This window comes from Brevibacillus laterosporus DSM 25, assembly GCF_002706795.1.
In the GTDB taxonomy this organism is placed as follows: domain Bacteria; phylum Bacillota; class Bacilli; order Brevibacillales; family Brevibacillaceae; genus Brevibacillus_B; species Brevibacillus_B laterosporus.
Genome location: NZ_CP017705.1, coordinates 2,123,253 through 2,148,134 on the forward strand (window position 1 = coordinate 2,123,253; position 24,882 = coordinate 2,148,134).

The window sequence follows — 24,882 nt, forward strand, 5'->3', positions numbered from 1 at the left end:
ATACAATTATTGGATATTCTATATTGATTGTAGTATTTTAAATATATTCAATTGTCAGGTTGAACCATATGTATTTAGGAGGTAGCAAATCCATGTTTAAAGTAGGTATTGCTTTTCTTTTCGGAGCGTTCACTCATTTATTTTTAGCTATGATTTGGGCAGAATACTACGAGTTAGCAGAGGCTAAGATAACTAATTCCTTCATCACGCATCATTTAGATTCTTTCTATACGCTTTTTTACTGGGAATTGGCGATAAGTGCCGTAATAATTCTGCTCTCTTTCTTTATCAAGAAGGAGCCTAAGTAAAAAAATAGTCCAAACTACAAATTTACGTATACTTTTTATGACTGAGATCGCCTAATACTATTGTAGGCGGTCTTTTTCTTATTCATCCAACATAGTGACTCAATATATTAAATGGATTAAGAGTCTATATCTTGTAAACTATTTAACGAATACGTCAGGAGGTGCAGCAGTATGAAAGTAGCGATATACATTCGTGTTTCTACAGATGAACAAGCCAAGGAAGGCATTTCGCTTGAAGAACAACAGGAACGCCTTGTAGCTTACTGCAAAGCTAATGGATGGAAAGATTACACCCTATACATAGATGATGGCTATAGCGCCAAGACAACGACCCCTCCTGAGTTCCAAAGAATGATGGGGGATATTTTTATTAGGGGGCTAAAAGAATAGAAATCGTCGTCACGACGAAAATAGACCGTCTGACGAGGCGTTTGATTGACTTACTCAGTTTCATTGAGGAACTTGATAAATATGATTGTCATTTTAAGTCCTCTACAGAGTCATTTGACACCAGTACACCGGTTGATCGAATGGTCTCACAGTTACTAGGGGTTTTCGCAGAATTTGAACGTGAGCGTAATGCAGAGCGAGTCAAAGACAATGTGGTTCATATGGCTAAGTTTATGGATCAACGTAAAGGTAAAGCTATATCACGCGCTTGCTATGGTTACGATATTGTGGACAAAATGTACGTAGTCAATCCTGAGGAAGCAGCCGTTGTACAAGAAATGGCAGAGATGGTCCTCCAGGGTATAGGTAGCCGTCGAATAGCTGTATCTCTAAACGAACGTGGCATTCCAACCAAGTCTGGCTCTCAATGGTATGACCGAGTAATTAGAGAGTTATTACGTAGAGAGACACTAATTGGAACTTTTGTTTGGAATAAGACGACTACTAAGGGGAAAAAGGTAGTCCCTGTTCCGGAAGAGTAATGGATACGGCACTATGACCACCTCGAACCTATTTTATCTAAAGAAACATTCGAAGCTGTTCAGCAAGCTATGGACGCTAGGAAAGCATCTGGAGCAAATAAACATGTAGATAACAGTCGTTACTTGTTAAGTGAATTGTTACGTTGTGGTCACTGTGGTGGCCCTATGGTAGGACGAGTATTCACTCAACGGCCAACTAAGACTCATCCAAGTCCTAAAGTACGTTATGCGTATATTTGCAACGCATACGCTAAACAAGGTACTTGCTTCTACCATTACACCGACAGGGACCCGCTAGAAGCTACAGTAATCAATAAGATCAAGGCTCTTACGGAATCATTTGATTACTCTGCTAAAGTCGTAAAAAGAAAATCAACTGAGGCACTGCAAGAAGAATTAGAGGCTCGACTAGAAAACATTGAAAAACGATCACAAAGACAAATTGAAGCTTGGGAAAAAGAATTAATTACTGATGAAGATTTAGTCAATGCAAAAAAAACAAATTGAGAAGAGAAGAAAAGAAACACTCGAAGCCTTACAAAAACTAAAACAAGAAGACTCAGGTAACAGTATGGAAAAGTTGTCTTCCAAAGTAAAAAAATTATCCAGATGAATTGGATAGCCCAGATAGGTTGGTTGGCAAAAATGTAGCCTTATGAGACGTTTGGCAGACCTAAATTCCAACCCTCGTACCCATATATATACACTCCTTATAACCGCTTCCAATCTTTAATAGAAAGAGTTCCCACAATAAGAACTTACGTACTGAATAAAATCAAGGAAACGGATGTACACAAATACTGAAGTATTTACATTCGAAAGGTTATAAAAATTAGAGTCCTAGGTATATAGGACTCTCAGCGTGTAGACAAAATACCGAAAGGCATGGAGTTGCTAAAATAGTATGAAAACCCAACCAAAGCGATGCAAAAAAAGAAAACCCAGTTTATCTAGGTTTTCTTCTCCGATTCCTTTAACAATCTTTCCAATTCATCAAGTCTCTCCTTATATACCTTCATCGCATCCTCTATTGGCTTAGCGGTAGTCATATCTACTCCCGCCTCCTTCAAAACGCTGAGAGGAGGCTTAGAGCTCCCTAACGAAAGTAACGTCTTGATATAACGTTCTGCTTCTGGTTTTCCACCCTCCTCTACTTGTTTGGCTAGAGCTACAGATGCCGCAAAGCTTGTAGCATATTGATAGACATAAAAATTGTAAAAAAAATGAGGTACGCGTGCCCACTCCATGGCAATCTCTTGATCCATAACTACCTGCTTGCCATAATATTTTTTATTGATATCCAGATACATTTTTTTAAGGGTATCCGCTTGCAGTGCCTCACCGCGTTGGTCGGCCTCATACATAGCTTTCTCAAATTCAGCAAATTGAGTTTGACGGAATAAGGTTGTACGGAAATTTTCTAGGTTTTGCACGAGTAATGCCATTTTCTCTTGGTTTGTCTTGGCTTTTTTATATTGGCTCGTAAATAATAGATTTTCATTCATAGTGGAAGCAACCTCAGCAGTGAAGATCGGGTAACCCGATGTTATATAAGGTTGCGCCTTGTTTGTGTAATAAGATTGCATAGCATGCCCCAATTCATGGGCAATAGTTGAGACATCTCCCTTTAAACCTTGATAATTTAACAATACATAGGGATGGGTATCATAGGCACCCCATTGGTAAGCACCCGTTCTTTTATCGGGTGTAGAATATACATCTATCCAGCGATTATCAAATGCCCTTTTAATCACAGATACATACTCCTCACCAAGTGGTGTAAGCCCGTTTACAACCATCTCTTTTGCTTGCTCATAGGGGATATATTCGGTTTTTTGATCAATAAGAGGTACATATAAGTCATACATATGAAGCTCTGGTAATGAAAGAATCTCTTTACGTAGCTTGAGATAGCGCTCCAATAGTGGCAAGTTCTTATTTACAGTGGAAATTAGTTGATCATATACCTCTACAGGCACCTGATTCGGGGTAAGGCTAGCTTCCATAGCATTCTTATACTTTCTACTTGATGCATATAGGTTATTTGCTTTAATTTGTCCTGCTATCGTCTGGGCCAAGGTATCCTGATAATTCTCTAGTGTCCGATACATCGCTTGGTATGCGGCTTTTCTAACCTGCTGATCCTTGCTTTCCAAATAAGTAGCATAGTTTGTTCTGGTTAAAGGAACCATCTTACCAGTTTCGCCTTTTATGAGAGGCAGTGGAATGTCTTTGGATATCATCTTATAAATGTTTTCTGGCGTTTCCCCCAATGAAGAAAAGGAAGCCAACATCTGTTCCTGTTCTCTAGGAAGCATGTGCTGTTTTACGCGTATCGTTTCTTGAATAAATGGTTTGTAAGGGATTAGTTCTTGTGCCTGTAAAAACTGTTTCATCTTTTCATCGGGAATAGAAACAAGCTCTGGACCTACCCATGCGGTTCTTTCCTTGACATATACTCGGATTTTTTCAGCTTGGTTGACAATGGCCTGAGCACTTGGGTTAGCCGTCTGTATATCAAAATTGAGTGTGGCATACACATTCACCTTATCGAGTAAACGCATCAATTGACTATATGCTTCCATTCCTTGAGCAAGTGCCTTTGCCGAATTCACCCATTTCCCTTGTTGTGTCGTAAAAGCATCGGCTAATCGCTTTACTTCCTGCTTATCTTTTTCCCACGCTGTAACATTTGGATAAATATCTGATAGATTCCATGTAAAAATAGTTGGAATTTCTTTGCGATTTTGATATGATGTTCGTTGTGTCTCTTTGTTACCCACTTGTGGATAGGCAAAGGAAACAGACACGAAACTGCTGTGGATAAAAAAAGTGCATGCAACAAATGCGCATACCAGGTTCTTTCCTTTGAGAGAAATCATAGCAACTTGCTCCTTTCTAATAAGTAACACTTCCACATTTATTCCTATATATATTAGATTAGTTATTTTTTATGTAGGAAATCTCATTGGATAGTGTTCATCTCTTTTATTGTGATAAATTGTCACAAAATTATTCAATTCTATCCCGGATAAACCTGTGGATATCTCTGTGGATAGTTTTTTTAAAAAAAGTTATACACAAGTGAAAGCCTTGCTATACATGGGTTTTCACTTTTTGGGTTATCCACATTTTTTTATTTATTTTTGTGGAAAGGTTTTTTCTATACAAAAAAGATGCCCCCATACCCGAGGCATCCTTTTTGTATCCAGCATATTGTTTATAGCTATTCTTCTGAGGACTCTTTTGGCGCTGCTGGCACCAATACTTTTTTCATTTTCTTTTCAAATTCCAGTCGCGGAATCATCACACTGTGATCACATCCCGTACATTTAATTCGAATATCCATCCCCATACGAATAATCTTCCATGCATTCGTGCCGCATGGATGCTGTTTTTTCATCTGGACGATATCACCCAGATCAAAATGCTTTCTTTCCATGAATTCACCCACCTGGATTTATCACTTTATTATCTCTACCCATCATAACAGTTTTAGGGTATGGGATTTCAATACCTCTATGAACAAATTCTTGTTTAATTCGTGCTCTCATCTTACGCATAATTCCAAAATGAGTATTAGGCTTACACTCTGCTGTCACACGAATAATGACCTCTGACGGTCCCAACGCTTGAACACCCAATACCTGCGGTTGATTTACAATATCCTCTTCTTCTTTCCCCATTTTATCTATAATTTCCTTTAATATCGCTTCTACATGTGTTAAATCTTCCTCATAAGCGACAGAAACATCAACAAAAGCAACTGAATTCTGAATCGAGAAATTAGTCACTTGATTAATCGTACCATTCGGAAAGATATGTACTTCTCCCGTCCAGCTTTTAATTTTTGTGATACGTAAACCAATAACCATAACCGTTCCTGTTATTCCATTGATCGTTACCATATCTCCTACAGCAAATTGATCTTCAAAAATAATGAAAAACCCTGTTATTACATCTTTTACTAAGCTCTGAGCTCCAAATCCGACAGCAAGACTTAGTACACCCGCACTAACCAATACCGGTTGCAAATCTAATCCTACCTGTCTTAGTACAACCAATAGCGTAATGAAATAGATTGTGTATCTAGCAACATTTTTAACCAGTATTCGCATCGTATCTACTCGACGTCTATCAAATTGAATCATACTTTTTTCGCGATTAATAAAAATGCGATCAACTGATTTCCCAATAATGGTTACTAAAACCCGCGCCAAAACAATAATGAGAATAATCCCCAGCAAAGCAAAGCCTTTATCCACCCAGAAATCGGGGTTTGATATTACTCCATATACCTGATTCCACATCTTTTGAAATGCAGTTAAGTTAGCAGTCAAGTCTTGTTGTATTTCCTCCAAGTCTCTCAGCCCCTTTCTTTTTTACATACCTATCTCTACATAAGTTCCATTTTCATAGCGGAAAAATCCACGTATGACTACGTGCTGTGAAGTGATGATAGCCAGAGCCCGTTCAAATGACTCTCGTGGAAATTCAATAGATAGGGCACATCCAGCCGTAATTTCCTTAGGCGTCGGTCGGGTATCAATTTCAATATCCTCATATTCTAATAACATTTCTGCCCGTAACGCTTGCTGTGTTGAATCAAAAGCGATCAAGACGGTATCTTTCATCTTTGTGCTCTCTCCTTTTCCTCCACCCTCTATCACACTTACTCACCGGCTTATTAGTAAAGCATTATCTATTTTACCCGGAGATGACACTCTCATCTACTTTCTCTTGCAGTTTTTAATCAATTTCTAATCTCAAGTCTCTCCCCTAGGTATAAAACACCCTGAATCTCCATATACTAGGAATACTTTTATTTTCGTGGGGGTATCTATGAAACGATTTGAAGAGAATCCGGATGTTTCTTATCCTCCTTTTAGAGTTGACCACACGCATGAGTCAGCTACAAGAAAATTGTCTGAGCATCTCTATGAACGTTTCCTTCAAAAATCAACACATCAGGATCTAGTAATCCTTTGCATCGGAACAGATCGCTCTACAGGCGATGCCTTAGGTCCCTTGGTTGGCTCCCGATTACAAACATATTTTCTTGACGATATTCACGTGTACGGGACACTTGAATCACCTGTTCATGCCGTTAATCTTGCAGATCAGATCACGCTGATAACAGAAAAGCATCCTAATGCTCTCATCGTAGCTATTGATGCTTGTCTAGGGCAATATCAACATGTAGGATGTATTAACGTCGTTGATGGTCCAGTGAAACCGGGAGCTGGAGTAAAAAAAGAATTACCCGCAGTTGGACACTTCCATATCACTGGAATTGTGAATGTAGGTGGTTTTATGGAGTATTTCGTCTTACAAAACACTCGACTACATATTGTAGTCAGCATGGCAGATATTATTGCCTCAGCTATTAACAAAGCAACAACTCAATTGTTTTCCCTTCAGCTCGATTATACATGGCAGGATATACCGTATATACGAGACGGTAGTTGATAGTAAAAAAGGCAACCTCACTCACTAGTCAGGTTGCCTTTTCATCTTCATCCTCTTTTATCCGACATAAAATGCCTCGGAAATTTCCTTGATTGCCGAAATCAGTCGCCTTACGTCATTTTCGTCGTTAAATACCCCAAAGCTCGCCCTCACGGCGCCTCTTTTTTCGGTACCAACTGTCTCATGACCAAGTGGAGTACAATGATAACCAGCCCTCACAGCGATTTGATATTGTTGATCTAAAATGAATGCAATCTCTGCAGCGTCTGCCCCTTTTATATTAAACGCAACCAGACCAACCCGTTCAATCGACAAGTCAGGTCCATATACTTCTACTCCGTCTATCTTCATTAATTCCTCAAGGGTCAATTTTGTTAACGACCATTCTTGATGATGAATGTGCTCAATCCCAGTTTCTAATACGAACGATACACCAGCACCAAGCCCCGCAATACCAACTGTATTAGCTGTTCCGCTTTCATAGCGATCTGGTCTGGTCCTCGGCTGTTCAATAGCCTCGGATTGGCTTCCAGTTCCACCATGTAGTAATGGTTCCAGCTCTATCTCATCTCTGGCAAATAAACATCCCGTTCCTTGTGGTCCATATAAACCTTTATGTCCAGGAAAAGCTAACATATCAATCTTCATGTTGGTAACATCTATTGGGAGGACACCTGCTGTTTGAGAAGCATCCACCAAGAAAGTAACCTGATGAAGATCACACAGTTCCCCAAGCTCCTTAATTGGTAAAATAACGCCCGTCAGATTGGAAGCATGGCTAACCACAAGCAGCTTGGTTTCTTTTCGAAATGCTTGGGCAAAATCCTCAGCATAAAACAGCCGATCTTCACGCGGACTGACATATGTAATTTCAATTCCAAGCTTCGCCCGCAAATATTCAAGTGGTCTGCGTACAGAATTATGTTCAATAGATGATGTTACCACATGATCCCCTGGCTGTAGGAAGCCTTTTATCGCCTGATTAAGCGCTTGAGTCGCATTTTGGTAAAAAAAGAGGTTATTCGGGTTCTCAATCCCAAACAACCTTGCGAGTTGTATACGCGTCCGAAACAACGCTTTGCTGGCCTTCATCGCCAGTGCATGTCCTCCACGACCAGGATTGGCTGCGTATTCATCTATTACTTCTATCATAACGTCTTTTACCTGAGGTGGTTTCGGCCAAGAAGATGCGGCATTATCCAAATAAGTCACTGACATAGGAAATCCCCTTTACTCTTCTATTTGCAAAATATCAAGAATACGTTGCAGGTCGTCATCGGAGTAAAATTCTATTTCTATCTTTCCCTTTTTATTCGTTTTATTGATTTGAACACCCGTTCCAAAGCGATTCTGTAGACGTTGCTCCCATTGTACGTATACCTTTTCCTTTGTAACAGGCTTTTTCTTTTTGGTTTCACGTGAAACATGTAGCTGTTTCACCGTTTCCTCCAATTGGCGGACTGTCCACTCGTACCTAATAACTTCGCAAGCCAGTTTCCATTGTAAATCTGCGTTTTCTACAGGAATCAACGCTCTCGCATGTCCCATGGATAAGGAAGACGTAGCTACTAGTTCTTTTATTTTATCAGGCAATTGTAACAACCGCATGATGTTTGTTACGTGCGGACGACTTTTGCCTACTTTTTGTGCTAATTCCTCTTGGGTATAGGAACAATGCTCCATTAATTTAAAATACGCTTCTGCTTCTTCCATCGGATTTAAATTTTCCCGTTGCAGATTTTCAATGAGGGCAAGCTCCATAATCTGTTGGTCTGTATAGCTTTTGATCACAACAGGGACTTTCTTTAAACCTGCTAATTTAGCAGCACGCAGACGCCGTTCTCCCGCCACCAACTCATATCCTTTAATACTTTTCCGGACGATTAAAGGCTGAATAATGCCATGAATCTTGATAGATTCCCCTAGTTCTTGTAGAGCAGTTGGTTCAAACTCTTTACGAGGCTGGTATGGATTGGGACGGATCTCGCTGATTTCGACGTCTGTAACTTGCTCGCTCTCTTCAATTAAATTAGAGGTGATTAAGGCGCCTAACCCTTTTCCCAAGCGTTTACTCATATACCGACCACTTCCTTAGCCAATTCAGTATAAACTTCGGCCCCTCTCGAACGTGGATCATAGCTGATAATTGCTTGTCCATGCGATGGTGCTTCACTCAGTCGCACATTGCGTGGAATAATTGTTTGATACACTTTATCTTGGAAGTATTTCTTTACCTCGTCAATCACTTGAATGCCTAAATTCGTACGCGCATCTAGCATCGTTAACAATACGCCTTCGATAGCTAGATTAGCATTTAAGTGCTTTTGAACTAATCGGACCGTATTTAACAGTTGACTAAGCCCCTCTAGCGCATAATATTCACATTGAATTGGAATGATCACAGAATCAGAGGCTGTCAGTGAATTGACTGTAAGAATCCCCAAAGACGGAGGGCAATCTATAATAACAAAGTCATAGTTATCTTTAACAACCTCTAGTGCCTTCTTTAAACGAATTTCTCGTGAAATGGTAGGTACCAACTCTATTTCTGCACCTGCTAATTGTATCGTAGCAGGGATAATAGATAACCCTTCAATCTCAGTAGGCAGAGTTGTCTCAATCGGACTGATATCATTAATTAGGACATCGTATACGCAATAACGCACATCGGCTTTATTAATACCAACACCACTTGTAGCATTACCTTGTGGATCGATATCCACTAATAAAACCTTTTTGCCTATACTAGCCAAGCAAGCGCTTAGATTTACAGCAGTTGTTGTCTTACCAACGCCGCCTTTCTGATTGGCTACTGCAATTACTTTCCCCAAAATCTCCACCTCATTTGTACATGTTACTTGTGAGAGCAGCTTGTCGTATTCCTGACGCTGTTCGCGCAAAATTAGCTGTTTTTAAGAACGATTTTGTTGATAAAGTACACATTTTAGATGATGCCGGTATTCCATATATACATAATAATACAGAAAAAGAAAGGCGGCCCATGCCGCTTTATGACTAAGGTTTTTGATTTTTAGGGATACGAATCGTAAATTGATAATATTCATCGTAATCCTCTTCATTGGTTTCCACAGGTAACCCCGTCTGAATAACCATATCAATTGATTGACGCACAGTATTGATGGCAATGCGTGAATCACGTGAAAAGGCCTTAAATCTCCCCCGCTTTTCCTTCTCAGGTTTAGGATTTTCCATCATTTCTAACAATTGTTTCACTCTAGTTTCTGTTTGCTTCACATTAAGCTCACGCAGGGAAATCTCTTCTAACACCTTCATTTGTAGCTCTGCATCCTTTAGCGGTATCAAAGCACGCGCATGACGCTCCGTAATCCGTCTTGCCATCAGAGCTTCTTGAATCTGTTGTGGTAAGTGTAAAAGACGTAATTTATTAGCGATGGTTGATTGTCCTTTACCTAACCGTTGGGCTAAGCTCTCCTGCGTTAGATTATGAAGGTCAATGAGTTTTTGATAGGCATATGCCTCTTCAATGGCAGTTAGGCCTTCACGTTGTAAATTTTCAATTAAAGCAATAGAAGCTGTCTGTGTATCATTAAAATCTTTTACAATAGCGGGTATCCGTTCCATACCGAGCTTCTTCGATGCACGCCATCTACGCTCTCCCGCAATGATCTCAAACTGGTTGTTACGAACACGAACTACGATTGGTTGAATAATACCATGTGTCTTAATTGTTTGGCATAATTCTTCAATTTTTCCATCGTCAAATACAGTTCTAGGCTGATAAGGATTGGGGACAATCTCATCAACTGGGATTTGTTTAATCTCCTCGTTTTCCGCTTTATCGGAGAGACCAAACAAACGTGAAAATTGATTTTTTACTGTCATTCTGAAATCCCCCACTTCTTTACACACTGTTAGAAAAACTCATGGTGGCCAATTCTTTGATGTTGGCCAAAATGTAGCGATGATAGAGCCTTAGGTTTATCTACTTATCCATGATTTATCGCTTTACAAGCAAAGAGAGAAGAACATGGACATCTCTTCTCTGACTTAAGGCTTTTGTTACTATACATTTCGCACAGGACGATGACAGGTAGAACCCGCACCTCTATGCTTCAAAGTATTCTTCATAATAAGCTTAAATCCTGCCGACAAAACAGATAATCTTTGTGTTTCACGTGAAACATGACGACGTCCTATTTCTCTTCCATATGTCTTTTTTCTCTTTATACGTTTTACTTTTGATACCTCTTCTTTTTTCACTTCATCTTCTTCATCCAGGTAGCTCAGGTGGAAATACTTCTTGAATAATAGCATCCATGTACCGCTCCCCCCTCTCCTACAGACACAGGAACTGATTCACGTTAGGAGGTAACAAAATATGGATGCAGTATCTCTCTTTGTATAACGGCTAATTGAGCTAAAACTTTTCCTGTTTTCTTTTATTTTTATGTGAAAAGTGGAATGATTTATCCCTCATATGCTCACATACAAAAAAGAAGTTAGCCCCTTTTGGGAACCAACTTCTCCGTTATATACATGCTTTAGTTAGCTACTATAGTAATGGTTTTTTAGCCGGGATGCCTGGACGACGGGGATACGTTTTGGGAGTTGTCTCTATTTTGTTGATGAGGATTATATTTCTCTCTCCCGCTTCGTCAGGTAGCTCAAAACTCTCCACCTTACGTGTTTTACCACCAAGTAACTTAATAGCCCGCTTCGCCTCGTTCAGTTCAAGCGTAACATCTTGCCCCTTCATGGAGGCGAACAATCCATTTGGTTTAACTAAAGGCAGACAAAACTCTGCTAATAAATTCAATCGTGCTACTGCTCTCGCTGATACGATATCAAATTGTTCACGGTACTTTTTATCCTGCCCAATCTCTTCCGCTCTTCCATGTACAGGATACAAATCGGTTAAACCTAGTTCAGTACCAACATGACTTAGGAAGTTCATACGTTTTTGCAAGGAATCAATGATGGTCATCTGTAAATGGGGAAAGCAAATTTTAAGCGGAATGCTTGGAAAACCAGCTCCTCCCCCTACATCGGCCATCTTTTTCATATCTTGTAACGGGACATAGAACGCTAAAGAAATCGAGTCATAAAAGTGCTTATTATATACCTCATCCTCTTCTGTAATGCCCGTTAAATTCATTTTTTCGTTCCATTCCACCAATAAACGATAATATTGATCAAACTGATCCAATTGTTCGGAAGTAAGCACAATCCCCTGTTCTTGTAGGCGTGCAGAAAAATCCTGTTTGCTCATTCCAGTCTCCTCTATTCAGCGGCTTGGTTTAGCATGCGATGAAATTGCTCCATATAAATCATTAATACAGAGATATCAGCTGGCGTTACACCGGAAATACGTGATGCTTGACCAATGTTTAGTGGACGAATTTTTTGTAGCTTTTCACGTGCTTCTTTCGACATACCGGAAATAACTGTATAGTCGATACTTTTCGGAATGAGCTTTTCCTCCACTTTTTTCATTTTTTCTACTTGAGCTAATGATTTACGGATATATCCGTCGTATTTGACTTGAATTTCTACCTGCTCACGCACATCTATATTTAACTCTTCTGGCGCAGGAGAAATACGGTGGATATGCTCATACGTTATCTCTGGGCGACGTAATAATTGAGCCAGATCAATAACCTCTGTAAGTTCAGGTGTACCTGCCTCTCGAATTACTTCCTGTGCTAATTCATTTTCTGGACGAATCCGAGTTGAATGTAAACGTTCCTTTTCCTTTGCCACTAGCTCACGTTTTTGTTGAAAATGTCTGTAGCGTTCTTCACTAATTAAACCAATTTCGTAACCAACGTCAGTTAAACGCATATCTGCATTATCATGACGAAGCAATAGACGGTATTCTGCACGAGATGTTAACAAGCGATAAGGTTCATTGGTACCTTTGGTAACTAGATCATCAATGAGAACTCCCATATAAGCTTCTTCGCGACCTAAGATTACTGGAGGCTCTCCCTGTACCTTACGCGCTGCATTAATCCCTGCCATTAAACCTTGTCCTGCTGCCTCTTCATAGCCTGATGTACCATTAATCTGCCCTGCTGTAAACAGACCATCTATCAATTTTGTTTCCAAGGACGGCCACAATTGTGTAGGTACGATGGAATCATACTCAATGGCATAACCTGGACGCATCATTTTAACCTCTTCCATACCATCCATAGAACGAAGCATGCTTAACTGAACATCTTCAGGCAGACTTGTTGACAGGCCTTGTACGTACATCTCTTCTGTATGGCGGCCTTCTGGCTCCAGGAAGATTTGATGACGTGGTTTGTCGTTGAAACGTACTACTTTATCTTCAATAGATGGACAATAACGTGGTCCAGTCCCTTCAATCGCACCAGAATACATCGGAGCACGGTGTAGATTATCTTGAATCACTTCATGAGTTTCCAGATTCGTATATGTTAACCAGCATGGTAATTGTTCAGGAATGGAAGCCGTTGTTTCGTATGAAAACGCACGTGGCTCCTCATCACCTGGCTGAATTTCCATCTTGGAGAAGTCAACGCTGCTTTTATGCACACGAGGCGGTGTTCCTGTTTTAAAACGAACAAGCTCAAAGCCCAATTCTTTTAAATGCTCAGCTAAACGCACGGAAGGACGCATGTTATTTGGTCCACTTTCATACTGAAGGTCACCAATAATAATCTTTCCGCGTAAATACGTTCCTGTCGTAACGACGACTGCCTTCGCTTTATACTGTGCCCCAGTGTTCGTTATAACACCTTCACACACGCCATCATTTACAATTAGCTCCTCAACCATTGCTTGACGCAAAATGAGATTTGGCGTATTTTCAATCGTTTTCTTCATTTCATGCTGATAGGCAAACTTGTCCGCCTGTGCACGTAACGCATGAACAGCTGGGCCTTTTCCTGTATTAAGCATCCGCATTTGGATGTACGTTTTATCTGTATTTTTACCCATCTCGCCGCCCAAAGCATCAATTTCACGAACTACGTGTCCTTTTGCCGGACCGCCTACTGATGGGTTACAAGGCATATAAGCTACAGCGTCTAGATTGATGGTGATAAGCAGGGTTTGACATCCCATACGGGCAGCTGCCAATGCAGACTCACAACCTGCATGACCCGCTCCGATAACAATTACGTCAAACTCCCCGCCGTTGTATGTTGTGCTCATGTTTCTACCTCCTATTTACCGAGACAGAATTGGGAGAAAATCTGATCAATTAAGTCCTCACCAACACTCTCTCCGATTACTTCTCCTAATAACTCCCACGCCTTTTTAATATCTATTTGCACCATATCTACCGGCATTTGTTGATGAATGCCATCTATAGCATCTTCCATCGCCTGTTCCGCTTGACGTAGCAAATTAATATGGCGAGCGTTACTCACATATGTCATATCTTCCTGTTGTACACGACCTGTAAAGAATAGATGGGCGATAGCTTGCTCTAACTGATCAATCCCCTTCTCTTCCTTGATGGACGTCAGAATCAAAGGTGCATTAGGAAAAGCCTCTTTTACTTTATCTAATTCCAGCTTTTGTGGTAGATCGGTTTTATTTACAATAATGATTACCTGTAAGCCTTTAGCCGCCTTAAAAATAGCTAGATCATCATCGGTTAAAAACTCATTATAGTTTACCATAAGCAGTACTAAATCGACTTGTTGAAGAATTTGGCGAGACTTTTCTACACCGATTTTTTCAACAATGTCATCTGTCTCCCGAATACCAGCAGTATCAATCAGGCGAAGAGGAACCCCTCTTACATTCACATATTCCTCGATAACATCGCGAGTCGTCCCAGCAATTTCTGTTACAATGGCTTTGTCTTCCTGTACAAAACTATTTAATAATGACGATTTCCCCACGTTAGGCTTTCCGATGATCGCTGTAGATAATCCCTCACGCAAGATTTTACCTTGTTTAGCTGTTTGTAGTAAGCGAGCAACTTGTGTTTTTACATCCTCACACTTACCTAACAGGAAATTCTGCGTAAACTCTTCTACATCATGCTCAGGATAATCAAGAGTTACCTCGATATGAGCCATTGCTTCTATTAACTCCTGACGCAATCCCCTAATGAGCTTGGACAGCTTTCCTTCTACTTGTGATAATGCTACTTTTAAGGCTTTATCCGTTTTGGCCCGAATTAGGTCAATAACTGCTTCAGCTTGTGACAAATCAATACGGCCGTTTAAAAAAGCTCTTTTCGTAAATTCTCCCGGTTCTGCCAACCTTGCTCCATGCTCCAGTACCAAATCTAGGACCTTTTCTACAGAAATCAAACCTCCATGGCAATTGATTTCCACTACATCCTCTCGTGTAAAAGTACGTGGTGCCCTCATGACAGAAACTAATACTTCCTCTACTTGCTCATTGGCCACTGGATCTACCAGCGCACCATAATGTATCGTATGACTATCCACAGTGGATAACTTATTTTTACCGCGATAGATTTTATCCACAATCGTAAGTGCATCATCGCCACTCACGCGAATTACTGCAATTCCACCTTCCCCCATGGGCGTGGCCACACCTGCAATCGTATCCATATTCACTATATTTCACCTCAAAACTATGAAGTAGGCATTCTTTTCCTAACGCCTTAGCATATCACATTTTTTCCACAATGAATAGAGCGCCTGCTAAAGAGACTTATCCACAGTATTGGCAAAATCAAATCAGGTAAAACGCACAAAAAAAAGAAGCCTAGCGTGAGGCTTCTTTTTCCTTCGTTTTCGGTGCAACCACGATATAACGATGCGGTTCTTCACCTTCACTAAACGTAATAACATCGGTGCGTGTTTGCAAAAAGGCGTGAATTACTTTGCGTTCTGCTGCTGTCATCGGTTCCAAACGTACGTTTCGTTTGGTATGAATCGCTTTTTGAGCAAGACGATACGCTAATTTCTCTAATGCCTCTCTGCGCTTTGCTCGATAATTTTCTGCATCTAAAATAATTCGAACGTGTTTTTCTGCATGTTTATTGGCTACAACGTTGACCAAATATTGCAAGGAATCCAATGTCTGACCACGTCGACCAATCACCATGCCTAAATCTTCACCAATCATGTGGAAAACGGTACCTTCTGATTGTTTTTGGGAATCGATTTTCACATTAAGGTTCATCTGCTTTAACACATCAGATAAAAATGTACGTCCCTCTTCAATCGGATTATACTGTACTTCCACTTCTACTTTTGCATCTCTAGTACCTATTAAACCAAGAAACCCTTTACTTGGCTCTTCTAATACGCGAACATTTACTCTGTCTCTTGTTACTCCAAGTTCTCGCAGTGCCTTTTCAACAGCTTCATCAATCGTTTTGGCTGAAGCTAGCGCTTTTTTCACTTGGAAGCTCCCCCCTTGGGACTTTTCTGAGTGGTACGGTTATCTTTGTATAAGAAATACGTTTGGATAATCATGTAGATGTTACCGTATACCCAATACAAAGCAAGGGCAGAAGGTAACGTCATAGAAATTACCAAGATCATGATCGGCATCATATACAACATCATTTGCATTTGAGGGTTGTTTTGCATAGCAGAACCCATCATTTTTTGTTGCAAGAATGTTGTCAGGGCAGCTAAAACAGGCAAGATATAGAACGGGTCCTTTTCCCCTAGCTGCATCCATAAAAATGATTGTTCTCGGATTTCGCTCGTGCGAATAATCGCATTATAAAAGGCAATAAGAATAGGCATTTGAACCAATAATGGTAAACATCCTGCCAGTGGGTTAATGTTATTTTTTTGGAATATTAACATGGTCTCTTGCTGTACTTTTTGTGGATCGTTTTTGTACTTATCTCGGATTTTTTGAAGTTCCGGTTGAATTACTTGCATTGCCTTAGAAGATTTAATTTGCTTCACGTTAAGTGGCAATGTCAAAGTACGAATTAAAATCGTTGCAACCAAAATTCCAAGCCCAAAGCTGCCGCCAAGTAGTAGTGCGGATTCCTTGATCAGCCAAGATAGTGGATAAACGAAGAATTTATCCCAGATTCCAGTTGATTCAGGACCAATTGGCGGAGGATGTGCAATATCAGTCCCACATCCTGCTAGAATTACCATTAGCAATCCAAGCAGAAGGACATAGCGAATACGACTACTCAAAGACATGTTCCTCCTTTAGTTAAGGAAAGTTATATTATTTATGTTTCTCTGGTACTGGATCAATTCCTCCTGGATGAAAGGGATGACATTTGGCAATTCGCACAATAGCTAACCACCCACCCTTCCATACACCAAAACGGCGTATGGCTTCAATCGCATAAAAGGAACACGTAGGCGCAAAACGACAGGTTGGAGGTTTTAATGGTGAAATAAATTTCTGATAAAAGCGGATAAATCCAATCAAAAATTTCTTCATTATCATCTAACCTCTTTTTTCGTTATGTATGTCAACCGCCTTTACTGCTTTTGCTCTTTTTAAAGCATGCATTAAAGAGCCTTGTATGGAAGCAAGCGGCATCTCTTCTACTCCTGGTCTCACAATTACAATAATATCCAAATGAGGCTTAATTCGATCCTCAATCGCAGCAATCGCTTCTTTTAACAGTCGCTTTACTTTATTACGTGTGACAGCGTTGCCAATTTTTTTACTGGCAGAGATCCCGATTCGAAAAGTGGCTTGTCCCTGATTTTCTAATGTATAAATAACAAATTGTTTGTTAGCAGCTGATTTTCCCTTTTGAAAAACCGTCTGAAACTCTTCGTTTTTTCGCAATCGATGCGAGCGATGCATTGGTGGACACCCCTACCATCAACATTATAGTGGAAAAAAAGGGCGCATTCCACTGCTTCTAGTATTACCAAGAAACAAAGGAAGAAGCCAGCCAGGGGCTGGCTCCTCACATATATTCTCTCACCTTTTTCTATAGAAGAAAACACTCTTTTACCTCTATAGAAAAAGGCCACTTTAAAATGTGGCCTAAGCGGAAAGCACCTTTCTACCTTTACGACGACGGGCAGCTAAAACCTTACGGCCATTTTTTGTGCTCATACGTTTGCGGAACCCGTGATCTTTCTTGCGTTTACGGTTGTTAGGATTAAATGTAGGTCTCATATTGAAGTTACACCTCCGTCCTCCAAGCATTCTTTGGAATTATATAAAGAAATAATCAAAAAGTCAAGTTACTGGTCACCTGATCTCTTTTGCCAAATTAATCCCTCTATATAGAATCACTTCTTCCTCTCTATTTAAACTTTTTTCTCTTCTACGTCTATTTTCTACTATAAAATAACTATCCACAAAAGATTATTTCCCGCGCCTGTGTATATCTTTTTTATCCACAGAAAAGTTTTCTACAAATTTATCTACAAGTTGCACACAAAATATAGGGGTGTTGATATATTAAGGCCACTATTTGTTGTGTTTGTGGATAACTATTAAAAAACCATTGATATCATGGCTTTTATTTGATATCATGTTTTTGTTTTGATCCGTTGATAAGTGAAATCAGATTTTTACTTTTCCACAGCATGTGGATAAGGTTGTGGACAGATATTCTGCATTGTGAATAAGATACTCACAGCTATGCGGATAATTGTCTTATTTTTTTCTCAGAAGGTACGGGATTCCGTGATGACATATGATTTAGCATTTTTATTTATCCACAATGCCTGTGTAGTGCTGAAAGGAGGGATTTACTAGGTGGACGCAACTATTATTGAATTATGGCGAAAAGTTTTAGCTAAAATCGAGAAAACATTAAGCAAGCCTAGCTTCGACACCTGGTTGAAGGCGACAAAGGCAACTGCATTAGAGGAAGATTCTTTGATTGTAGTCGCTCCAAATGAATTTGCTCGTGATTGGCTAGAATCTCGCTATTCACCACTTATCATAGAAACGCTATATGAAACGACAGGCATCCATATGAAGGTGAAGTTTGTCGTTCCCCAAAATCCCGATTTCGGTCTTACTGATGAGTTACCTATGGCGAAAGCGAAATTAGTATCTCAACCTCTAGCTGGCGACGATCAACCGCCCAGTATCTTAAATCCGAAGTATACATTTGACACATTTGTAATTGGTTCGGGGAACCGCTTTGCCCACGCAGCTTCACTCGCTGTAGCTGAAGCACCTGCAAAAGCTTACAATCCACTGTTTATTTATGGTGGTGTAGGTCTTGGAAAAACACATTTAATGCATGCGATTGGTCATTATGTCATTCAGCATAATCCATCTGCAAAAGTGGTCTATTTATCATCTGAAAAATTTACGAATGAGTTTATTAACTCCATTCGCGATAATAAAGCGGTTGAGTTCCGCAATAAATATCGTAGTGTAGATGTTTTGCTTATAGATGATATTCAATTTTTGGCTGGAAAAGAATCAACGCAAGAAGAATTTTTCCATACCTTTAACGCATTGCATGAAGAAAGCAAACAAATCATCATTTCATCCGATCGACCACCAAAAGAAATTCCTACTTTGGAGGATCGATTGCGTTCCCGTTTTGAATGGGGCTTGATTACAGATATTTCACCGCCTGATTTAGAAACTCGAATTGCAATTCTGCGCAAGAAAGCCAAAGCGGAGAATCTAGATATTCCTAATGAGGTCATGATCTATATTGCTAACCAGATTGATAGCAACATACGTGAGTTAGAAGGTGCTTTAATTCGCGTTGTTGCTTATTCTTCTCTGATTAATCGTGATATTGATACACAATTGGCAGCTGAGGCTCTAAAGGATATTATTCCTTCCTCTAAGCCAAAAATCATAACGATTATTGATATTCAACGTGCAGTTGGTGAAGCTTACACGTTAAAATTAGAAGATTTTAAAGCCAAAAAACGGACAAAATCCGTTGCTTTTCCACGACAAATAGCTATGTATCTATCTCGTGAGCTTACCGATGCCTCACTCCCTAAAATCGGGGACGAATTTGGTGGACGTGATCATACAACGGTTATCCATGCCCATGAAAAAATCTCGAAGTCATTAGCAGTTGATCCTCAATTGCAGGTCACCATCCAAACACTTATTGAAAAATTGAAGGCTGGCCATTAAACTATTATTTCTGTGTACATTTGTGAATAACCTAAAAAGCCTATACACAACTTATCCACATGTGTATAGGCTTTACTTTTCAGCGGTTTTTGGGGATATCCACAAATCCACAGGGCCTATTACTACTATTACTATTTTTTAATATAAAAGATTACTTACTATATATGCATACAGCATACGGAAATATGCATGATTCTTTTGTATAACAAATCCTTGTATACGGGGGTAAGGTATAATGAAAATTACAGTTCAACGTGACAAACTATCAACTGCTGTTTCACATGTTGCCAAAGCTGTATCAACCAGAACAACAATTCCAATTTTGACAGGTATTAAGTTAACTGCAAATCAAGAAGGGTTAACATTAACTGGTAGTGATTCAGATATTTCTATTGAGGTACATGTTCCATTGGAAGAGGGAGAAAATTGGGGAGTTACTGTACATGAACCAGGTAGCATAGTGCTACCATCACGTATTTTTAGTGAAATTGTACGTAAATTACCTGCCAATGAAATTGACATTAGCGTAGATGATCGATTACTTACATTAATTCGCTCAGGTCAAGCCGAATTTACGATTAATGGTTTAAATGCCAACGAATATCCTCAATTACCTCAATTAGAGGAGGATAAAGTTTTTAGTATCCCAAGCGATTTATTAAAAACAATGATTCGTCAAACATCCTTTGCAGTTGCCTCTTCTGAAATGCGCCCAATCTTAACAGGGATTATGTGGACGCTAGAAGAGGGAATACTAAAATTTGTAGCGACAGATAGCCACCGTTTTGCTTCTCGCAATGCGAAAGTAGAGTGTTCGGAATCCCTACGGTTCTATAATATTGTCGTACCGGGTAAAAGTTGTAATGAATTGGTAAAGATTATAGATGATGATCAAAATTTGGTTGATATCGTTGTAGCTGATAATCAAATTTTAGTAAAATCAAATCATATCTTGTTCTATTCCCGTCTGTTAGAGGGAACTTATCCAGATACAAATCGTATTATTCCACAGGGCTGTAAAACCGAGATTGTTTTATCAACCAAGGAATTTTTACAATCCATTGAGCGTGCTTCCTTATTAAGTCGTGAAGGGAAGACCAATGTGGTAAAATTGGTAACACTACCAGATGGAAATGTAGAAATTTCATCTAACGCACCAGAAATTGGAAAGGTAACGGAAACGATTCAGCCAAAACAATGCACTGGGGAGGAACTAAAAATCTCTTTCAATGCAAAGTTTATGATTGATGCACTTCGTTCCATTGACAGCTCTGAGATTGTAACTAACTTTACTGGGGCCATGAGCCCATTTATTATTCGACCTACTGATCATGATTGGAGTCTACATCTAATCTTGCCAGTCCGTACGTACTAAGAGGTAGCCACCCCTAAAGGAGTTTTCCAACATGGCAGATAAAGTTCACATTTCTACAGAATATATTACGCTTGGACAGTTTTTAAAACTAAGTTCAGTAATTGATACGGGTGGAATGGCTAAGCCTTTTTTAGCTGAGGTTCCCATTATGGTAAATGGAGAAAAAGAAAACCGCCGTGGTCGTAAGCTATATCCAGATGATCTAGTGGTTATTGAAGGGTACGGCTCTTATCAAGTGGCTGTACGCTGAGAGGAGTAAGCCCTTTGTTCTTACGTAATCTGTTTTTGGCTAACTATCGAAATTACAGAGAGCTTTCACTGGATTTTACAGGACCTATTAATTTATTCGTCGGGAATAATGCGCAGGGCAAGACTAATGCATTGGAATCTATTTATGTACTTGCTCTGGCGAAATCCCACCGAACATCTAAAGATAAAGAACTGATTAAGTGGAATGCAGATTATGCGGCGATCCGTAGTGAAGTCAATCGACGCTACGGATCTGTTCGTTTAGAGATGCAGTTGACCAATAAAGGTAAAAAGGCTAAAATTAATGGTTTAGAGCAGAAAAAATTGAGCAACTATATCGGTTCCCTAAACGTTGTGTTATTTGCGCCAGAGGATTTAGCAATCGTAAAGGGGGCCCCAGCCCAGCGAAGACGCTTTTTGGACATGGAAATCGGTCAGGTTTCTCCAACTTATATCTACCACTTGAGCAATTACAATAAAGTGTTAGCACAGAGAAACCAGCTATTGAAAGACTTAGCCATGAAAAAAAGTAATCAGATTGACCTGATGGCAATTTGGAATACACAATTAGCTGATTTAACTGTAAAATTATTAAAGAAGCGTTTTGAGTTTATTACCAAATTAGAGCAATGGGCTCAAGAGATCCACGCTGGAATTACCAATGGTAAAGAGCAGCTGAGCTTGCATTATGTAAATAGCTCTCCTGTTACCAAGGAGATGTCAGAGGAAGAAGCTCTTCAATCGCTACTGGCTGCTTATGAAGAGATCTTTGAACGGGAAAAAATGAGAGGTAGTACGTTAATTGGACCTCATCGCGATGATTTCTCCCTTTTGGTAAACGAGATGGATGTACAATCATTTGGATCACAAGGCCAGCAACGAACAACGGCTTTGTCTTTGAAATTAGCTGAAATTGAGCTAATCAAGCAAGAAGTTGGGGAATACCCGATTCTTTTGCTTGACGATGTCTTGTCAGAACTGGATGAACATAGACAAACATTATTACTTGAAACGATACAAGATAAAATTCAAACGTTTGTAACGACAACAGGTGTGGAAGGATTAAAGCATCAGGTCTTACAGCAAGCAACTCGCTTTAATGTGCAAGAGGGGTCCATTTCCAAAGAAGGGTAAGGTGAAGTGTATGTTTCTGCACGTGGGAGGAGATACGGTTGTTAGTATGAAGGAGGTTATCTCTATCATCGATCATCAAACGGTCAAACACTCGAAGATATCCCTTGCATTTATGGGAGATCAGAAGAAAGAAAAACGCCTGATTGATCAGCAGTCGGAAGAGATTAAATCCTACGTAATTACGGATCGTGCTATTTACTGTTCGCCCATTTCTTCGCTTACTTTGAAAAAACGTGCACAGTTTATACAGCACAGTGAGCTGTTTCCCCCTGTACAAACTGATAGTAAGGAGTTGACTGAGTAGTGGATGTAACAACTAAAGATCAAAACTATGATGCTAGTCAGATACAGGTACTGGAAGGTTTAGAAGCGGTACGTAAACGTCCAGGTATGTACATTGGTTCTACTAGCAGTCGAGGTCTGCATCATTTGGTATGGGAGATTGTAGACAACTCTATCGACGAATCACTTGCGGGTTATTGTACGGAAATTAACGTATTTATTCATAAAGATAATACGATCACCGTTATTGATAATGGGCGTGGTATTCCTACAGGTATTCATGAAAAAACAGGGAAATCAACAGTAGAGACTGTTCTAACCGTTCTACATGCTGGCGGTAAATTTGGCGGTGGCGGATATAAGGTGTCTGGGGGTTTGCACGGGGTAGGTAGCTCTGTTGTTAATGCTCTTTCCGAATGGATGACTGTTACAGTTAAACAAAACGGAAACATTTATTCCATGCGTTTTAATGTTGGTGCGCCGGAAGAAGAACTGAAGATCATTGGTGAAACAGATATAACTGGTACCTCGATTACTTTTAAACCAGACCCAACTATCTTTACGGAAACAACTGCATACGAATATGAATTGTTGCAAAAACGTATACGTGAATTAGCTTTCCTAAATAAAGGCTTGCGCATTACGTTAGAGGACCAGCGCGAGGGTCAAGAACGCCGTGAAGATTTTTATTATGAAGGCGGAATTAAATCCTACGTAGAGTTCTTGAATAAAAACCGTGAAAGCTTGCATGATGAAGTGATCTATTGTGAAGGCGAAAAGGATGGATTGCAGGTAGAGGTAGCTATTCAATACAATGATAGCTATGTAAGCAACATCTATTCTTTTGCCAATAATATTAATACGCATGAGGGTGGAACACACGAAGCTGGTTTTAAAGCAGGCTTAACTCGCGTAATTAATGATTACAGCCGTAAATTTAATTTCTTGAAAGAAAAAGATCAAAATTTGTCCGGTGATGATGTACGTGAAGGAATTACAGCGATTATCTCCGTTAAAATTTCTGAACCGCAATTTGAAGGACAAACAAAAACCAAACTTGGGAACTCAGAAGCTCGTAGCATCACAGAATCGGTCTTTGTAGAGCGATTCCAAGAGTTTATGGAACAGAACCCTGCTGTAGCCAAAAAGGTTGTAGAGAAGTCCCTGATGGCTGCTAGAGCACGTGAAGCAGCTCGTAAAGCGCGTGAGCTGACTCGCCGTAAAAATGCCTTGGAAGTAAGTGCTCTACCGGGTAAGCTAGCTGACTGTTCTTCCAAAGATGCAGCTGAGAGCGAATTGTTCATCGTAGAGGGTGACTCTGCGGGTGGTTCTGCCAAAATGGGACGTGATCGTCATTTCCAGGCGATCCTACCATTGCGTGGTAAAGTATTAAACGTAGAGAAATCACGACTAGATAAAATTCTAGGTAACAATGAGATTCGGATGATCATCACTGCACTGGGAACAGGTATTGGTGAAGACTTTGATATCAGCAAAGCGCGTTATCATAAAATTGTCATCATGACAGATGCCGACGTCGATGGTGCTCACATCCGCACGCTATTGTTAACCTTCTTCTATCGCTATATGCGTGAACTAATTGAAGCTGGATTTGTGTATATTGCACAGCCGCCACTCTTTAGTATTAAGCAAGGAAAAAATATGCACTATGCCTTTAATGATCGCCAACGCGACCAAATCCTAAGCCAGCTAAAAGAGACTCCTAAACCTAACGTTCAACGTTACAAAGGATTAGGTGAAATGAATGCAGAGCAATTGTGGGAGACAACAATGGATCCTTCCGTTCGTACTTTGCTACAAGTAGAACTAGAAGATGCTATTGATGCAGATATGGTCTTCCAAACTCTGATGGGCGATGAAGTAGAGCCGCGTCGTGACTTTATTGAAAGCTACTCTCGTAACGTACGTAATTTGGATATTTAATGTGGGCTTCATCCAGAATTGGTGTGGGTCGCATAGATTCAAATACGTTTCATAGTAAGGTAGAAAAGCTTGTCCTTTACTGGGCAAGCTTTTCTTTTGTAATCAACATGTTTTTGATACATCCTTACCTGTTTTTTTACTCATTGGTTAAGCTTCCCCTTTTACAATTTATTTACCC

28 protein-coding genes are annotated in these 24,882 nt (G+C 39.9%); 11 read left to right on the forward strand and 17 right to left on the reverse strand.

All coding sequences use genetic code 11. The annotated features are described in order from the left end of the window. Positions 1 to 92: 92 nt before the first annotated feature. From BrL25_RS24785 to BrL25_RS10050, 4 genes are all read left to right on the forward strand, one after another. The gene (locus BrL25_RS24785; protein WP_018671220.1) at positions 93 to 308 is read left to right on the forward strand and encodes a hypothetical protein; all 216 of its coding nucleotides are present in this window, start codon (positions 93 to 95) and stop codon (positions 306 to 308) included. A gap of 171 nt (positions 309 to 479) precedes the next feature. Then, complete coding sequence (locus BrL25_RS26145) at positions 480 to 698, forward strand: recombinase family protein (protein WP_018671221.1); 219 nt, start codon at positions 480 to 482, stop codon at positions 696 to 698. 41 nt (positions 699 to 739) lie between these two features. After that, the gene (locus BrL25_RS26150) at positions 740 to 1,240 is read left to right on the forward strand and encodes a recombinase family protein (RefSeq protein WP_018671222.1); all 501 of its coding nucleotides are present in this window, start codon (positions 740 to 742) and stop codon (positions 1,238 to 1,240) included. Between the two features lie 69 nt (positions 1,241 to 1,309). After that, positions 1,310 to 1,747, forward strand: a complete 438-nt coding sequence (locus BrL25_RS10050; protein WP_081621600.1) for a recombinase zinc ribbon domain-containing protein — start codon at positions 1,310 to 1,312, stop codon at positions 1,745 to 1,747. Between the two features lie 443 nt (positions 1,748 to 2,190). Here the strand turns inward: BrL25_RS10050 and pepF are convergent, their stop codons facing one another. From pepF to BrL25_RS10070, 4 genes are all read right to left on the reverse strand, one after another. Next, positions 2,191 to 4,122: an oligoendopeptidase F gene (gene pepF / locus BrL25_RS10055; protein WP_018671225.1), complete on the reverse strand. Its 1,932-nt coding sequence runs from the start codon at positions 4,120 to 4,122 to the stop codon at positions 2,191 to 2,193. A 344-nt stretch (positions 4,123 to 4,466) separates the two neighbouring features. After that, positions 4,467 to 4,682 (reverse strand): DUF951 domain-containing protein, encoded by a 216-nt coding sequence (locus BrL25_RS10060; RefSeq protein ID WP_018671226.1) that lies wholly within the window; start codon positions 4,680 to 4,682, stop codon positions 4,467 to 4,469. Between the two features lie 4 nt (positions 4,683 to 4,686). Continuing rightward, a complete protein-coding gene (locus BrL25_RS10065) occupies positions 4,687 to 5,601 on the reverse strand; it encodes a mechanosensitive ion channel family protein (RefSeq protein ID WP_018671227.1) in 915 nt (304 codons plus the stop codon). Between the two features lie 21 nt (positions 5,602 to 5,622). Then, positions 5,623 to 5,874, reverse strand: a complete 252-nt coding sequence (locus BrL25_RS10070; RefSeq protein WP_018671228.1) for a putative Se/S carrier protein — start codon at positions 5,872 to 5,874, stop codon at positions 5,623 to 5,625. A gap of 208 nt (positions 5,875 to 6,082) precedes the next feature. Between BrL25_RS10070 and yyaC the strand changes: the two genes are divergently transcribed. Beyond that, positions 6,083 to 6,709 carry a spore protease YyaC gene (gene yyaC, locus BrL25_RS10075; RefSeq protein ID WP_018671229.1) on the forward strand — a complete coding sequence of 209 codons (627 nt, stop codon included), beginning with the start codon at positions 6,083 to 6,085 and terminating at the stop codon, positions 6,707 to 6,709. Between the two features lie 57 nt (positions 6,710 to 6,766). Here the strand turns inward: yyaC and BrL25_RS10080 are convergent, their stop codons facing one another. From BrL25_RS10080 to rpmH, 13 genes are all read right to left on the reverse strand, one after another. Continuing rightward, positions 6,767 to 7,927, reverse strand: a complete 1,161-nt coding sequence (locus tag BrL25_RS10080) for an aminotransferase class V-fold PLP-dependent enzyme (protein ID WP_018671230.1) — start codon at positions 7,925 to 7,927, stop codon at positions 6,767 to 6,769. Positions 7,928 to 7,939: 12 nt separating this feature from the next. Then, positions 7,940 to 8,785, reverse strand: coding sequence for a ParB/RepB/Spo0J family partition protein (locus BrL25_RS10085; protein ID WP_018671231.1), 846 nt, complete (start codon positions 8,783 to 8,785; stop codon positions 7,940 to 7,942). Next, on the reverse strand, positions 8,782 to 9,540 hold the full coding sequence (locus BrL25_RS10090; RefSeq protein WP_003344627.1) for a ParA family protein: 759 nt from the start codon (positions 9,538 to 9,540) through the stop codon (positions 8,782 to 8,784). The genes BrL25_RS10085 and BrL25_RS10090 overlap by 4 nt, the downstream gene beginning before the upstream one ends. 184 nt (positions 9,541 to 9,724) lie before the next feature. After that, positions 9,725 to 10,573 carry a nucleoid occlusion protein gene (noc, locus tag BrL25_RS10095; protein ID WP_018671232.1) on the reverse strand — a complete coding sequence of 283 codons (849 nt, stop codon included), beginning with the start codon at positions 10,571 to 10,573 and terminating at the stop codon, positions 9,725 to 9,727. Between the two features lie 180 nt (positions 10,574 to 10,753). After that, positions 10,754 to 11,005 (reverse strand): hypothetical protein, encoded by a 252-nt coding sequence (locus BrL25_RS10100; protein ID WP_018671233.1) that lies wholly within the window; start codon positions 11,003 to 11,005, stop codon positions 10,754 to 10,756. 238 nt (positions 11,006 to 11,243) lie between these two features. Continuing rightward, entirely contained in the window at positions 11,244 to 11,960 is a 717-nt protein-coding gene (rsmG, locus tag BrL25_RS10105; RefSeq protein WP_018671234.1) for a 16S rRNA (guanine(527)-N(7))-methyltransferase RsmG, read from the reverse strand. A gap of 11 nt (positions 11,961 to 11,971) precedes the next feature. Then, positions 11,972 to 13,873 carry a tRNA uridine-5-carboxymethylaminomethyl(34) synthesis enzyme MnmG gene (gene mnmG / locus BrL25_RS10110; RefSeq protein ID WP_018671235.1) on the reverse strand — a complete coding sequence of 634 codons (1,902 nt, stop codon included), beginning with the start codon at positions 13,871 to 13,873 and terminating at the stop codon, positions 11,972 to 11,974. Between the two features lie 11 nt (positions 13,874 to 13,884). Further along, the gene (mnmE, locus tag BrL25_RS10115; protein ID WP_026315122.1) at positions 13,885 to 15,261 is read right to left on the reverse strand and encodes a tRNA uridine-5-carboxymethylaminomethyl(34) synthesis GTPase MnmE; all 1,377 of its coding nucleotides are present in this window, start codon (positions 15,259 to 15,261) and stop codon (positions 13,885 to 13,887) included. Between the two features lie 151 nt (positions 15,262 to 15,412). After that, positions 15,413 to 16,054: an RNA-binding cell elongation regulator Jag/EloR gene (jag, locus tag BrL25_RS10120; protein WP_018671237.1), complete on the reverse strand. Its 642-nt coding sequence runs from the start codon at positions 16,052 to 16,054 to the stop codon at positions 15,413 to 15,415. Continuing rightward, positions 16,051 to 16,818 carry a membrane protein insertase YidC gene (yidC, locus tag BrL25_RS10125; protein ID WP_018671238.1) on the reverse strand — a complete coding sequence of 256 codons (768 nt, stop codon included), beginning with the start codon at positions 16,816 to 16,818 and terminating at the stop codon, positions 16,051 to 16,053. The genes jag and yidC overlap by 4 nt, the downstream gene beginning before the upstream one ends. Before the next feature lie 34 nt (positions 16,819 to 16,852). Continuing rightward, the gene (yidD, locus tag BrL25_RS10130; RefSeq protein ID WP_004432969.1) at positions 16,853 to 17,074 is read right to left on the reverse strand and encodes a membrane protein insertion efficiency factor YidD; all 222 of its coding nucleotides are present in this window, start codon (positions 17,072 to 17,074) and stop codon (positions 16,853 to 16,855) included. 6 nt (positions 17,075 to 17,080) lie between these two features. Next, on the reverse strand, positions 17,081 to 17,449 hold the full coding sequence (rnpA, locus tag BrL25_RS10135; protein WP_018671239.1) for a ribonuclease P protein component: 369 nt from the start codon (positions 17,447 to 17,449) through the stop codon (positions 17,081 to 17,083). 186 nt (positions 17,450 to 17,635) lie between these two features. Continuing rightward, on the reverse strand, positions 17,636 to 17,770 hold the full coding sequence (gene rpmH / locus BrL25_RS10140) for a 50S ribosomal protein L34 (RefSeq protein ID WP_003333985.1): 135 nt from the start codon (positions 17,768 to 17,770) through the stop codon (positions 17,636 to 17,638). A gap of 588 nt (positions 17,771 to 18,358) precedes the next feature. Here rpmH and dnaA point away from each other — a divergent pair. The 6 genes from dnaA (at position 18,359) to gyrB (ending at position 24,704) form a co-directional block, all read left to right on the forward strand. Then, a complete protein-coding gene (dnaA, locus tag BrL25_RS10145; protein ID WP_018671240.1) occupies positions 18,359 to 19,720 on the forward strand; it encodes a chromosomal replication initiator protein DnaA in 1,362 nt (453 codons plus the stop codon). A gap of 235 nt (positions 19,721 to 19,955) precedes the next feature. Further along, positions 19,956 to 21,095 (forward strand): DNA polymerase III subunit beta, encoded by a 1,140-nt coding sequence (gene dnaN, locus BrL25_RS10150; protein ID WP_018671241.1) that lies wholly within the window; start codon positions 19,956 to 19,958, stop codon positions 21,093 to 21,095. Positions 21,096 to 21,126: 31 nt separating this feature from the next. Beyond that, a complete protein-coding gene (yaaA, locus tag BrL25_RS10155; protein WP_018671242.1) occupies positions 21,127 to 21,345 on the forward strand; it encodes a S4 domain-containing protein YaaA in 219 nt (72 codons plus the stop codon). A 14-nt stretch (positions 21,346 to 21,359) separates the two neighbouring features. After that, on the forward strand, positions 21,360 to 22,478 hold the full coding sequence (gene recF / locus BrL25_RS10160) for a DNA replication/repair protein RecF (protein ID WP_018671243.1): 1,119 nt from the start codon (positions 21,360 to 21,362) through the stop codon (positions 22,476 to 22,478). 10 nt (positions 22,479 to 22,488) lie between these two features. Continuing rightward, positions 22,489 to 22,782, forward strand: a complete 294-nt coding sequence (gene remB, locus BrL25_RS10165; RefSeq protein WP_018671244.1) for an extracellular matrix regulator RemB — start codon at positions 22,489 to 22,491, stop codon at positions 22,780 to 22,782. Then, entirely contained in the window at positions 22,782 to 24,704 is a 1,923-nt protein-coding gene (gene gyrB, locus BrL25_RS10170) for a DNA topoisomerase (ATP-hydrolyzing) subunit B (protein ID WP_018671245.1), read from the forward strand. Before remB ends, gyrB begins: the two co-directional genes overlap by 1 nt. Positions 24,705 to 24,882 lie beyond the last annotated feature (178 nt).